This is a genomic window from Subtercola sp. RTI3, from assembly GCF_035018625.1.
Lineage (GTDB): Bacteria > Actinomycetota > Actinomycetes > Actinomycetales > Microbacteriaceae > Subtercola > Subtercola vilae.
This window is the reverse complement of record NZ_JASJXO010000053.1, coordinates 1-13,289: the sequence shown is the minus strand read 5'-3', so window position 1 is coordinate 13,289 and position 13,289 is coordinate 1. Positions and strand designations below refer to the sequence as shown.

Here is a 13,289-nt window from a genome sequence, read left to right as displayed (position 1 = left end):
CAACGAGTCGAACCGGCGTGGGTATTCACCGGTTCGATGTCAGTGCCTCACATACCTGTGCGTTGACGCACGGGTAGTGTACAGACCAGCATTTGGGTGCTTGGGATTAATCTCACGTCGCACCCCCACGACATTGTGAGCAACAATCGACCTCAAATATGGTCGCATACTGGTAGTGGCAAATCAAGGTTTTTCTGAAGGCGGGCACTGATGAGCGATCGATCCGATGGGGCCGCCAGCCCTGAATCCGGGCATCCGGTCGCCCCTTTTCGTCGGCCCGTGCTGCTTGTGCTGCTGGGCGTCGTGCTGCTCATCGAGGCCATCGGGCTGCTCGGCACAGGGGCCTGGTTGGTGGCCGAGCTCACCCTCGCTACCGCCGACTCCGTCGCCACGGCCGTGGCCCTCATCGTTCTCGTCTTCGCGGCGGGGCTGTGGGTGCTGGTTGTGGCCATCGGAACCTTTCGCATGCGCAGCTGGACCCGTGGCGCAGCGCTCACCTGGCAGGCACTGCAGATCGTCATCGCCATCTGCTGCTTTCAGGGTCTGTTCGCCGAGCCGGCAGACGGATGGCCGTTACTGGTCGTCGCGCTTCTGGGTGTCGCCCTGCTGCTGTCGCCCCCTGTTGTGGCGGTCACGCGTCGCGACGTGTGAGAACACCAGCCCTGGCGCCAGCCCCGGTTGCCGGCAGGCGTGGTCGCGGCGTGACCGGGCGTGCGCCTGCTACGCGTCGATCTTCAGCTTCTTGCGCAGCGACGCCACGTGGCCGGTGGCCTTCACATTGTAGAGCGGCAACGTGATGGCGCCCTCTTCGTCGACGACGAAGGTCGAACGCAGAACCCCGGTGACCGTCTTGCCGTAGAGCGACTTCTCGCCGTACGCGCCGTACGCCTTGTGCACCTCGAGGTCGGTGTCTGACAACAGCGGAAAGTTCAACCCCTGCGCCTCGGCAAACCCGGCCAGCACGCTCGGGGAGTCTTTCGAAATGCCGAGCACCTGGTAGCCGGCGCCCTTCAACGAATTGATGTTGTCGCGAAAATCGCACGCTTCAGTGGTGCAACCCGGCGTGTTCGCTGCCGGGTAGAAGTACACGACAACTTTCTGTCCGCGAAACTGCGACAGCGAAACGTCGGTACCGCTTTCGTTCTTCAGCGTGAAATCAGGCGCAGCCTGGCCCGCGGTGAGGCGGTTCGAAACATCGGGCACGGTCGTACTCCTCGGGGTTTGCGGTGCGGGTCGAACGGCCCGTCAGACTCATGGTAATGTTTGTCGTCGGCTCGGGTTGTTCACTGAGCCGCCAAGCACCTCTAGCTCAATTGGCAGAGCAACTGACTCTTAATCAGTGGGTTCCGGGTTCAAGTCCCGGGGGGTGCACCACCCTCCCGCCGCCTGCAGAAATGCCGACGGCGGGATTTCTTCGTTTGAAGGGCCGACGATTGCGGGCCCACCCCCTGCTCTGGGGCGGTGATTCACCTGCCCAGAGCAGGCACGGCTGATATTCTGTGGGCAAGCCGACAGACTGGTCGAAGGAGATCGTCATGACACAAACCGAAGTTTCGCGCTCCATTGACCCGAACGCTGCGGCGAAGCGCGCACTCACGGCAACGGGCCTTTCTCTGCTCACCGCAGTGACCGCGGTGCTGGTCATCGTCGCTGTACTGCACTGACCTCGCGCTCTGTCAGCTCCGAGAGCTTCGGCGGCCCGGTAGGGTCGTGACATGTCCCAGCCAGCCGACCTCCCGCAACGGCCCGGCGTAGCGAGCGGCACGACAGAAGAACTCAGGCGCACCAACCTCGCCCGAATCCTGGGTCTTGTGCACCGCGAAGGCCATCTCTCGCGGGCGGAGCTGACCCGGCTGACCGGCCTCAACCGCTCGACGGTGGGCGTGCTGGTCGGTGAACTGCGTGACCTCGAACTCGTCTACGAGAGCATGCCCGCGATCGGCCCGGGCAACCGCGCAGGTCGCCCGAGCCCCATCGTGCATCCGTCGCGCTCGGTCGTCGCCATCGCCGTCAACCCGGAGGTCGACGCCATTCACGTGGGCCTCGTGAGTCTGGGCGGGCTGCTGATCAAGCGCGTACGCATCGAGACAGGCGGGGGACCGTCGTCTCACGAGGTCGTGGAGATCACTCGCGCGGCCGTTGCCGGGCTGCTGGCGGGCGAAGAGGGCCAACTGCGGGTTGTCGGCATCGGGCTCGCTGTTCCGGGCCTGGTGCGCCTCAGCGACGGCCAGGTGCGAAGCGCCGACCACCTCGGCTGGGTAGACGAACCGCTCACCGAGATGATGGCCCAGGCAACGGGATACCGCACGGTCGCGGCCAACGGAGCCCAGCTGGGCATGCGCGCCGAGGGCGTCTTCGGTGCCGGCAGGGGAGTCGACGATCTGGTCTATTTCATCGGAGGGGCCAGCGGCATCGGCGGTGGCGTCATCATCGGGGGCCAGCTGCTGGTGGGCGCCGAGGGGTACGCCTCTGAATTCGGCCACACCTTCGTCGCCTCAAACGGTGCTCTCTGCCCGTGTGGGGCCACCGGATGCTTCGAAGCCGAGGTCACGCAGGCGGCACTGCTCGAGTCGGTGGGCCTTCACCCCTCGCAGGCCGACCTGCTGGTCGAGGCGGTCGCGTCGTCGACCGACGCTCGGGTGGCAGCCCTCGTCGAACACGACCGCGCACTGCTTCGCATCGCCGTGCGCAACGCCGTGAACCTGTTCAATCCGAGCCTCGTGATCGTGGGTGGATTTCTGTCGGCCCTGGTCGGTGAGGGTGAGAATGCGATCGCGACCGTCGCCAACGAGTCGATCGCGGCGTCGCGGGAGCATCTCGTCATCGCACCGGCTGTGCTCGGTGCGGAGCAGCTTCTGATCGGGGCGGGTGAGCTCGTGTTCTCTGAACTCCTGTTCGATCCGGCCGCAATTCTGTCGGTCTAGTCTCGCGCCGAGCCGTCACCGAGCCTTCGTCGAGCCCGCTTCGGGTTGTTTGTGTTTGTAACAAACTAATCTCGATACGCGACACCATGTCGGCGAAAATTCGCGCGTTCGCTGCGATTACCGGGGTCAAGCCGCGTGAAGGTGTCGCGGGCATCCGGAATCGCTCTTGCAAAATGACCTGGACATTGCGTATGTTGTGGATGTAAACAAATGGCATCGGAGTGGCTGCCCAGCACCATGGGCCTCCGCTTCACTTACAAGGAGGTATTTGATGCGCACGAGACTTCTCGCCGCGGGAGCCATCATGGCTGCCAGCGCACTACTGCTCGCTGGCTGCTCGGCCGGTTCGAGCAGTTCGAGCAGCACCGACAGTGTGAACACCAGCCCCGACGGAAAGGGCAAGTCGATCACCCTGTGGGACTACGAAGACGACACCAGCGCAATGGGCATCGCTTGGAAGGCGTCGATCGCCGAATTCGAGAAAGAGACCGGCGCGACTGTGAAGTTCGAAGCGAAGAGCTTCGAGGGGATCCGTTCGACCGCCAGCCAGGTGCTGAACTCGGATGCGGCCCCCGACATTCTCGAGTACAACAAGGGCAACGCGACGGCCGGCCTGCTGGCCAGCCAGGGCCTGCTGTCAAACCTCGACTCCGCTGTTGCGGCCTACGGCTGGGACAAGAAACTCGCCCCGTCGCTGCAGACCACCGCCACGTACGACGAGAAGGGCATCATGGGCTCTGGCAGTTACTACGGCATTCCCAACTACGGTGAGTTCGTCGACGTGTACTACAACAAAGACATGTTCGCCAAGTACAACATCACGGTTCCCACCACCTTCGACCAGTTCGAGGCTGCGCTGAAGACGTTCAAAGACAACGGCATCACGCCGCTGGCCGAATCGGCCGCCGAGTACCCGCTCGGCCAGCTGTTCTACCAGCTCGCCCTGTCGAACGCGACGCGCAAGTGGGTCACCGACTACCAGACGTACACCGGCACCGTCGACTTCCACGACGCCGACTTCACCTTCGCAGCCAACACGATCAAAGACTGGGTCGACAAGGGCTACATCTCGAGCAGTGTCACCGGCCTGAAGGCCGAAGACGCCGGTACCGCGTTCGAGGCGGGAACGAACCCGATCTTCTACTCGGGTTCGTGGTGGTACGGCCGCTTCACGAAGGAGATCACGAACTTCCAGTGGTCATCGTTCCTGTTCCCCGGTTCAACAATGGCGCCGGGCTCGAGCGGAAACCTCTGGGTCGTGCCTGAGAACTCGAAGAACAAAGACCTGGCCTACAAGTTCATCGACATCACGATGAGCGCGCCCATCCAGGCCCTGATCGGCAACAACGGTGGCATTCCTGTCGCCGCGACGGCCAGTGACATCACCGACCCGAAGAGCAAAGAGCTGATCGACAACTTCAACACGCTCACGGCTCGCGACGGTCTGGCGTTCTACCCCGACTGGCCCACCCCGACCTTCTACGACCAGCTGAACGGCGGCCTGCAGGAGCTCGTGAACGGATCGAAGACGCCCGCTGACTTCCTCACCGAAATCGGCGGCCAGTACCAGACCGGCGTCGACACCATCAAAAAGGGTTAGCAGAACTCGGGGGAGGCGCCGCTCATCGGCGGTTCTTCCCCCGAGCCCTCTGTTCATCATCCAGTTGTCATTTTGAAAGGCAGAGCCATGGCGACGATAGAGACGTCGACGAAGCCGTCGACAGTCAGCACCACCCGAGTGAAGAAGACCCGGGTGCATGAAGAGTCGTTGTTGCCCAACAGCGGAAAAGGCGGGGGCGGCTTCTGGCTCTACCTGATTCCCGGCTTCGTTCTGCTCACCGTCATCGTGGTCATCCCGCTGATCTGGAACATCTACCTCAGCTTCACGTCGTACCGCGGTATCAAGCCGCCCAAGTTCATCGGTCTCGACAACTGGGTCGAGCTCATGGGCGACGCCAAGTTCTGGACCAGTTTCGGCAACAGCATCGCCATGATTGTGGCGATGGTGATCGTTCCCACGCTGCTCGGCCTGGTTCTCGCCGCCATGCTGTTCGACCTGGTCGGTAAGAAGTTCGGCGGCCGTGTGGCCAGCTTTCTGCGGGCCACCTACTATCTGCCGCAGATTCTGCCCGTGGCCATCGCGGCCGTCGTGATCGGCTGGATCCTGCGCCCTGACAACGGCGCCCTCAACGACGTGCTCTCCGCCGTCGGGCTGGGGGGCCTGCAGCACAACTGGCTCGGCAGCCCCGACACGGCGCTTCTCAGCATCATGTTCGTCATGGTGTGGGTGCAGCTGGGCTACCCGGTCGTCATCTTCATGGCAGCACTGCAGCGGGTCGACCCCGAGCTGTACGAGGCAGCAGAGCTCGACGGGGCGAACTGGTTCCAGCGGTTCCGCTCGATCACCGTCACGATCATCCGGCCAGAGATCTTCGTCGTCACGCTCACCAGCACCATCGCCGCGCTCAAGGTGTTCGGCCCCATCTACACGCTGACCCGTGGCGGCCCCGGCACGGCGACCATCGTGCCCAGCTACTACTCGTACAGCGAGTTCTTCCAGAGCCAGCAAGTCGGCTACGGCGCCACCATCGCGACGGCGCTCACGATCGTGACCATCGTCGTGGCTGTGTTCTTCATCAAAGCCCAGAACCGGGCAGAACGAGCGGAGAGTGGGCGCTGATGGCCACCATCGACAGCATCGGGCGAACCACGAAGTTCGTTCCGCGTAAGAAGAAATCCAAGCGCACCGTGGCCGATTGGCTGCTGCTCACCGGCGCTATTGTGGTCGGCCTCGCCATTGCGGTGCCGTTCTACCTCATTCTCATCAACTCGTTCAAGTCGCCCTCTGACTACGCCAGTGGCGGCCCGCTGCAGTGGCCCGCAGCGCTCAACTTCGACGGCATCATCAACTTCTGGAACCGCGTCGCTTTCCCCCAGAAGCTCTGGAACTCGTTCTTCATCTCGGGCCTGGTCGCCATCTTCGCCGTGGTCATCTCGGTGCTGAACGCTTACGCCATCGGTATCGGTCGCGTTCGGGGGCGCACCTGGATCGTCGTGCTGTTTCTGCTGGCGAACGTTCTGCCGCAGGAGGCCCTGCTCTACCCGCTCTACTTCATGTTCAAGCAGGTGGGCCTCTACGACAACGTGTGGTCGGTGATCATCATCTTCACGGTGATTCAGAGCGCTTTCGGCACCTACCTGCTTTCGAGCGTGTACGGCACCTTTCCGAAGGAGATCCTCGAGGCCGCCGCACTCGACGGCGCCAGCCGCTGGACCATTCTCTGGCGCGTCATTGTTCCCATCAGCCGCCCGACGCTTGCCGTCATCGTGATCTTCTTCTTCATCTGGACCTGGAACGAGTTCCTCATCCCGCTCTCCTTCTTGGTGAGCAACGCGAACCAGACCGTGCCCGTCGCCATCGCTGTGCTGCAGGGCGACCGGCTGATGGATGTCACGACCACGAGCGCCTCAGCACTGCTCGGCCTGATTCCGACCCTCGTCTTCTTCCTCATCTTCCAGCGCACGCTGACCCGCGGCATCACTGCCGGCGCGGTCAAGTAGCAGCAAACGCACCAACTCAAAGGACTTTCATGAAATTCACCGACGGTTTCTGGCAGCTTCGGCCAGGTGTCACCCCTCTGTACGCGGCCGAAGTGTACGACCTCGAAGCGGGCGAGAACTCCCTTGTCGTCTCGGCGCCCACCAAGGTCATCCAGACCCGTGGCGACACCCTGAACCGGGCGCTGCTGACGGTGACGCTCACGTCGCCGCTGCCGAACATCGTCGGCGTGAAGGTGGAACATTTCACGGGTGGGTTGCCCCAGTTCGGCTTCGACCTGGTCGGAGCTGAGGCGGGGCACGGCGAAGTGCAGGTGACCGACGACCGGGGCACCCTCACCTCGGGAGCCCTCACCGCCACGGTGTCGAAGGGGGCGCCCTTCGCCCTCGAATTCTCGGCCGGCGGGCGTGTGCTCACGACCAGCGGCGACAAGTCGCTCGCGCACATGGAGCTCACCGCGGATGCCGAGGTACCGAGCGGCATTGTGGGTAACGCCCGGGCCGCAGCGAGCGCTCATACCCCGATCAGTGCGCAGGGGCATCCGCTCACCTTCACTCTCGCCCAGCTGTCGCTCGGCGTCGGTGAGCTCGTCTACGGGTTGGGCGAGCGGTTCGGGCCGGTCGTCAAGAACGGCCAGGTGGTCGATGTGTGGAACGCCGACGGCGGCACCTCGAGCGAGCAGGCCTACAAGAACGTGCCGTTCTACCTGACGAACCGCGGCTACGGAGTTCTGGTGAACCACCCGGGGCACGTCTCGTACGAGATCGGCTCTGAGAACGTCGAGCGCGTGCAGTTCTCTGTGCCCGGAGAATCGCTCGAATACTTTCTGATCTACGGCGACACGCCGAAAGAGATTCTCGAACGCTACACGGCGCTCACGGGCCGCCCTGCGCATGTTCCCGCGTGGTCGTACGGCCTCTGGCTGACCACCTCGTTCACCACCGACTACGACGAAGAGACCGTCAACGGTTTCATCGACGCGATGGCCGAACGAGACCTGCCGCTCAGCGTGTTTCACTTCGACTGCTTCTGGATGCGCGAATTCAACTGGAGCGACTTCGAGTGGGATGCACGGGTCTTTCCCGACCCCACCGGCATGTTGCAACGCCTGCACGACAAGAACCTTCACGTCTGCGTCTGGATCAACCCCTACATCGCCCAGCGCTCGCAGCTCTTCGCCGAAGGGGCGGCCCTCGGCTTTCTCGTGAAGCGCCCCGACGGCAGCGTGTGGCAGTGGGATCTCTGGCAGGCCGGCATGGCCCTCGTCGACTTCACGAACCCGGCCGCCACGAAGTGGTACCAGTCGAAGCTCCGCGTGCTGCTCGACCAGGGCGTCGACGCATTCAAGACCGACTTCGGTGAGCGCATCCCGCTCGAGGTCGACTACTTCGACGGTTCATCGCCCGAGCGCATGCACAACTACTACACGCACCTCTACAACCAGGCCGTGTTCGAGGTGCTCGAAGAAGCCCGCGGGGTCGGCGACGCCGTGCTCTTCGCCCGCTCGGCCACGGCCGGCGGCCAGCAGCTGCCCGTGCACTGGGGTGGCGATTCGACCTCGACCTACGACTCGATGGCCGAGACCCTCCGCGGCGGCCTCTCGCTCGCCTTCAGCGGCTTCGGCTTCTGGAGCCACGACATCGGCGGCTTCGAGGGTACGCCCGACGCTGGGGTATTCAAGCGCTGGACCGCCTTCGGCCTGCTGTCGTCGCACAGCCGTTTTCACGGCTCAGACTCGTACCGCGTGCCGTGGGTCTTCGACGAGGAGGCCGTCGATGTCACTCGCGTCTTCACCAAGCTGAAGCTCTCGCTGATGCCCTACCTCTACTCCGCCGGCCTCGCGGCTTCGGCGACGGGCGTGCCCGTTCTCCGGCCCACCCAATTGGAGTTTCCGGATGACCGGGGCGCCGCTCATCTCGACGCGCAGTACCTGCTCGGGGCTGACCTTCTGGTCGCGCCGGTCTTCACCGCCGACGGTTCGGTTTCGTTCTACCTGCCGGCAGGGCTCTGGACCAACTACTTCACCGGAGAGAGTGTCGTGGGCGGCGGCTGGCGTACCGAACAGCACGGGTATCTCACGGTTCCGCTGTACGTGCGGGAGGGCGCTGTGCTGCCGCTGGGGGCTCGCACCGACAGGCCCGATTACGACTACCTCGAGGGGCTGACCCTGCTGGTGTACCCGAGTGGGGCATCCGCAGATCGCGTGAAGGAAGTGACGGTGACGAACCCCGACGGGAGTTCTGCACAGTTCACGATCGAGCGCGAAAGTTCACAGGTTCGCGTGACGTCATCGTCGTCACAGCCGTTCAGCATTAGGGTCGTGGAACACGATCGTCTGATTGTTGCGACAAACGGAGAGGCAGTTTTCACACTGTGAGTACGAATTCGCCCGACTACAGAGACAGCGGCCTTGAGTTTCCGGCCGACTTCACGTTCGGTTCTGCCACGGCCTCGTACCAGATCGAAGGGGCTGCGAACGAAGACGGGCGCGGCCCCTCCATCTGGGATACGTTCAGCCACACGCCCGGCCTCGTCGTCAACGGCGACACGGGAGACGTGGCCGACGACCACTACCACCGGCTCGAAGAAGACCTCGATCTGATGAAGTCGCTGAACCTGCAGGCCTACCGGTTCTCCATCGCGTGGCCGCGCATTCAGCCGACCGGTCGCGGCGAGGCGAACCAGGCCGGGCTCGACTTCTACTCGCGGCTCATCGACGGGCTCATCGCGCGCGGCATCAAACCGGTCGCGACGCTCTACCACTGGGATCTGCCACAGGCCCTCGAAGACGAGGGCGGCTGGCGTGTGCGCTCGACAGCCGAAGCCTTCGGCGACTACGCCACCATCGTGGGCACAGCGTTCGGCGACCGTGTGCACACGTGGACGACGCTGAACGAGCCGTGGTGCTCGGCGTACCTCGGGTACGGTTCGGGGGCCCACGCGCCCGGGCTCGCTTCGCCGGAGGGCGCTTTGAAGGCGGTTCATCACCTGAACCTCGCGCACGGGCTGGCCATCATGGCGCTGCGCGAAGTGGCGACGAACGACCCCGAGTACTCGATCACGCTGAACCTGCACGTGGTGCGCCCGGCCAGCGACAGCGCCGCCGACGCTGACGCCGTTCGCCAGATCGACGCCCTGGGCAATCGCGCATTCACCGGGCCGCTGCTGCACGGGGCGTACCCGGCCGACCTCTTCGAAGACACGAAAGACGTCACCGACTGGTCGTTCGTGTTCAGCAACGACCTGCACATCATCAACCAGCCCATCGACGTGCTCGGGGTGAACTACTACGCGACGAACCTCGTACGCGTGTGGGATGGGGTGAGCCCCCGCGAGAGCGCAGACGGCCACCGAGACGCTCTCGGTTCGCCGTGGCCGGGCGCCGACCGGGTCGAGTTCGTGCAGCAACCCGGCCCGTACACCGACATGGGGTGGAACATCGAGCCGTCGGGGCTCGAAGAGCTGCTGCTCGCGGTTCGTGACGAGTTTCCGGCGCAGCCGTTGATGATCACCGAGAACGGGGCGGCGTTCGACGATGTTGTCTCGTACGATGCGGTCTCGTCTGACGGGGTCTCGTCTGACGTTGGCGGGAGCGCGGCGGGTGCGGCGGGTGCGCGCGTTGCTGCCGTGCACGACGCCCCGCGCATCGACTACCTGCGCCGGCACCTCACCGCGGCCCACCGGGCGCTTTCGCAGGGAGTCGACCTGCGCGGGTACTTCGTGTGGTCGCTGATGGACAACTTCGAGTGGAGCTACGGCTACTCCAAACGCTTCGGAATCGTTCGGGTCGACTACGAGACGCTCGAGCGACTGCCCAAAGACAGCGCGCACTGGTACAGCCGGCTGGCCGCCACCAACCGACTGCCCTAGGGTGATGTCATGAGTCAGTTGATCGGCACCCTCGTCATTCTCGGAGCGAGCGGAGACCTCTCGTCGCGCCTGCTTCTCCCAGGGCTCGCGCAGCTCCTCACCTCGGAGCCCGAGCGCGCCCTGACGCTCGTGGGCGCGGGGTTCGAGAGCTGGGATGACGCGAAGTGGCACGAGGTCATCACGTCTTCATTCGCCGAGGTGCATGCCACGGGCGACACCGTCGCGGGCATCCTGAAGGGTTCACACTACTTTCAGGCCGACGTCACGAAGCCGGCCGACCTGCAGAAGATCATCGACGCGTGCGACGGGGTGCCGGCGATCTACTTCGCCCTGCCCCCCGCCATCGCCGCTGCAGCCTGTGCCGCGCTGCAGAAGGTGAAGCTGCCCGAGGGCACGACGCTCGCGCTCGAGAAGCCGTTCGGCACCGACGAGCAGAGCGCCATCGACCTCAACGCACTGCTGCTGAAGCTCGTGCCCGAAGAGCAGATTCACCGCGTCGACCACTTTCTCGGCCGCTCGACCGTACTCAACCTGCTCGGCCTGCGGTTCGCGAACCGCATCTTCGAGCCGGTGTGGAACGCCGAGCACATCGAGAAGGTCGAGATCATCTACGACGAGCAGCTCGCGCTCGAAGGGCGGGCGCGCTACTACGACGGCGCGGGGGCGCTGGTCGACATGATCCAGAGCCACTTGCTGCAGGTCATGGCCGTTGTCGCCATGGAACCGCCGTCGACCCTCGACGCGAAAGACCTGCGCGACGCCAAGCAGCTCGTGCTGCGGGCGACCCAGGTGTGGCAGGGCGACGCCATTGCGGCCAGCCGTCGTGCGCGCTACACCGCGGGCGAGGTGCAGGGCCGCCAGCTCCCGTCGTACGTCGACGAGGCCGGTGTCGACCCGTCGCGGGAGACAGAGACCCTCGCTGAGGTCACCTTCGAGATCAACACCTGGCGCTGGGCGGGCATCCCGTTCACCCTGCGCTCGGGCAAAGCGCTCGCCGAGCGACGGCGCGAGATCGTCATCACGTTCAGGGCCGCCCGGCAGCTGCCGGTGGGGCTCAAGGGGCACAACGACCCCACGGTGCTGCGGGTGTTCCTGGCTCCTGACGAGATGTCGCTCGAGATCAACATCAACGGGCCCGGCGACCCCTACGAACTCGAACGCATCAGCCTCGACGCGCACTTCGGCGACGGGCAGCTGTTGGCGTACCGCGAAGTGCTGGCGGGCATCCTCGATGGCGACTCGTCGCTCTCGGTGCGCGGCGACTCGGCTGTCGAGGGCTGGCGCATCGTCGCCCCCGTCGTGAAGGCGTGGCACGACGACCAGGTTCCCATCGACGGCTACCCTGCCGGTTCTGAGGGCCCCACGTTCTGGCCGCGCATCTAAGGCGCTTTGCGCTGGTGCCTCCGCGCGCGCCCTGCGCACACTGCTCGCGGGCGCTGGCGCGGGCGAGGTGCGTGGCGGTGGTGCGGAGCGGTGCAGGCGTCAGGCCGAGCGAGCGGGTTCTGCCCACGTGGCCGGGCTGAGCTGGGCGGCGGCCGCTTCGGCGCGAGCGAGTTCGGCGACCGCGAGATCGGCATGGGTGAAGGCGTGCTCGGCTACCGCGTGGTGTGCGTGGGCCAGGGCGAGCTCGGCGGCAGGCGCCCACGCCGGAGCTACGGTCTCCTCCGTCGTGGCAGGCCGGAGATACGAGGGTGCGTTGACGGCGGCGGCGAGTTCGGCCGACACGGGCACAGCATCGACCGGAGCCAGTGAGACCGGCACCGCCGACGGCATGGTCACCACGACGGCATTGTGCTCGATGAGGCTCGTCACAATGTTGTGCGCAACAGAGGATGCCAGCATGGTGTGAAAGATATCGTCACTGTCAGATGCCTCGCGGCGAGTGATCGCATAGGAGCCCAGAGGCCCGAAATTGCTCAGAAGGGTCTGGTTGACGAGGTCGTACAGTCGTTCCGAACTGATCGATTTCTCGCGCTCGGCTTTCGCCTTCCGCCGCCATCCCATCATGTTGAGCACCTCTCACGCCGCTTACTTAGCTACAGTGTGCGCTGTGCCGCGAATTTGGCGGTCTGACACGCCGATGCGCACCCCAACATCCCGCAGAATCGCAGAATCGCAGAACACAACGTGCCCGGCGGCGCTGCGTTTATAGGTATGCTTGCGCTACCTTTAGAAATGAGCTGCGCGTGAACCGTCCCGTTGTGCGATTGTGAGCGAGATGTGCAACGACGGTAGCCGCAACAACGACAGCGACAACGACGGTATCCGCATCCATGACAACCATGGCGGCGGCAGCGGCGCACGCCCGCTGATCGGCCTCACCACGTACCTCGAGCGGGCGCAGTCGGGGGTCTGGGATGTTGAGGCCGCCTTCTTGCCGAAGGTGTACTTCGACGCGGTGAACCGTGCTGGCGGCATCGCCGTGCTGCTGCCCCCGCAGTCGGCCTCGCCCGAAATCGCCCGGCGCGTGCTCGACCGTCTCGACGGGCTCATCATCACCGGCGGCACAGACATTGCGCCCGAAAGCTACGGCCAGGAGGCCCACAGTGCGACAGACCAGCCGCGCCCCGACCGTGACGCGTGGGAGCAGTCGCTGCTCACGGCCGCGCTCGAACGCTCGCTGCCGTTTCTCGGCATCTGCCGCGGAGCCCAGCTGCTGAACGTGACCCTCGGCGGCACCCTGCACCAGCACCTCCCCGACCTCGTGGGCAGTCGCCGCTACCAGGCCGGCGGTGGCACCTTCTCGCGCGTCGGCGTCGAAATCGACCCCACCTCGAGACTGGCCGGTCTCCTGGCCCATCCCGCTGCGGCCCACCACCTCACCCTCGACGTGCCGGTGTACCACCACCAGGCGATCGACCGCCTCGGCCGCGGACTCCGCGTCACCGCCGCCACCGACGACGGAATCGTCGAGGCCATCGAACTCGACGGCGCGG

At 64.8% G+C, this 13,289-nt stretch carries 12 protein-coding genes and 1 tRNA gene; 11 read left to right on the top strand and 2 right to left on the bottom strand.

What is annotated here, in order from left to right; genetic code table 11:
- The first annotated feature begins 210 nt into the window (after positions 1-210).
- Positions 211-651, top strand: coding sequence for a hypothetical protein (locus tag QN358_RS15620; RefSeq protein WP_136641662.1), 441 nt, complete (start codon positions 211-213; stop codon positions 649-651).
- A 69-nt stretch (positions 652-720) separates the two neighbouring features.
- Here QN358_RS15620 and bcp read toward each other — a convergent pair whose 3' ends face one another.
- The gene (gene bcp, locus QN358_RS15615; RefSeq protein WP_136641663.1) at positions 721-1,203 is read right to left on the bottom strand and encodes a thioredoxin-dependent thiol peroxidase; all 483 of its coding nucleotides are present in this window, start codon (positions 1,201-1,203) and stop codon (positions 721-723) included.
- 95 nt (positions 1,204-1,298) lie between these two features.
- Here bcp and QN358_RS15610 point away from each other — a divergent pair.
- The 9 genes from QN358_RS15610 to QN358_RS15570 all read left to right on the top strand — a co-directional run bounded on the left by QN358_RS15610 (position 1,299) and on the right by QN358_RS15570 (position 11,736).
- A tRNA-Lys gene (locus tag QN358_RS15610) sits at positions 1,299-1,374 on the top strand.
- A gap of 161 nt (positions 1,375-1,535) precedes the next feature.
- On the top strand, positions 1,536-1,664 hold the full coding sequence (locus tag QN358_RS15605; protein ID WP_272898614.1) for a hypothetical protein: 129 nt from the start codon (positions 1,536-1,538) through the stop codon (positions 1,662-1,664).
- Positions 1,665-1,715: 51 nt separating this feature from the next.
- The gene (locus QN358_RS15600) at positions 1,716-2,924 is read left to right on the top strand and encodes an ROK family transcriptional regulator (protein WP_136641664.1); all 1,209 of its coding nucleotides are present in this window, start codon (positions 1,716-1,718) and stop codon (positions 2,922-2,924) included.
- 271 nt (positions 2,925-3,195) lie between these two features.
- Complete coding sequence (locus QN358_RS15595) at positions 3,196-4,524, top strand: ABC transporter substrate-binding protein (RefSeq protein WP_323512902.1); 1,329 nt, start codon at positions 3,196-3,198, stop codon at positions 4,522-4,524.
- 87 nt (positions 4,525-4,611) lie between these two features.
- Entirely contained in the window at positions 4,612-5,604 is a 993-nt protein-coding gene (locus tag QN358_RS15590) for a sugar ABC transporter permease (RefSeq protein ID WP_323512901.1), read from the top strand.
- Positions 5,604-6,485: a carbohydrate ABC transporter permease gene (locus QN358_RS15585; protein ID WP_323512900.1), complete on the top strand. Its 882-nt coding sequence runs from the start codon at positions 5,604-5,606 to the stop codon at positions 6,483-6,485. Before QN358_RS15590 ends, QN358_RS15585 begins: the two co-directional genes overlap by 1 nt.
- A gap of 29 nt (positions 6,486-6,514) precedes the next feature.
- Positions 6,515-8,860, top strand: a complete 2,346-nt coding sequence (gene yicI, locus QN358_RS15580) for an alpha-xylosidase (protein WP_323512899.1) — start codon at positions 6,515-6,517, stop codon at positions 8,858-8,860.
- Positions 8,857-10,353, top strand: coding sequence for a glycoside hydrolase family 1 protein (locus QN358_RS15575; RefSeq protein WP_136641669.1), 1,497 nt, complete (start codon positions 8,857-8,859; stop codon positions 10,351-10,353). Before yicI ends, QN358_RS15575 begins: the two co-directional genes overlap by 4 nt.
- A gap of 9 nt (positions 10,354-10,362) precedes the next feature.
- Positions 10,363-11,736 (top strand): glucose-6-phosphate dehydrogenase, encoded by a 1,374-nt coding sequence (locus QN358_RS15570; protein WP_136641670.1) that lies wholly within the window; start codon positions 10,363-10,365, stop codon positions 11,734-11,736.
- 99 nt (positions 11,737-11,835) lie between these two features.
- Here the strand turns inward: QN358_RS15570 and QN358_RS15565 are convergent, their stop codons facing one another.
- Positions 11,836-12,360 (bottom strand): hypothetical protein, encoded by a 525-nt coding sequence (locus QN358_RS15565; protein ID WP_136641671.1) that lies wholly within the window; start codon positions 12,358-12,360, stop codon positions 11,836-11,838.
- Between the two features lie 211 nt (positions 12,361-12,571).
- Between QN358_RS15565 and QN358_RS15560 the strand changes: the two genes are divergently transcribed.
- A partial coding sequence (locus QN358_RS15560; RefSeq protein WP_323512898.1) for a gamma-glutamyl-gamma-aminobutyrate hydrolase family protein occupies positions 12,572-13,289 on the top strand: 718 nt, incomplete at its 3' end.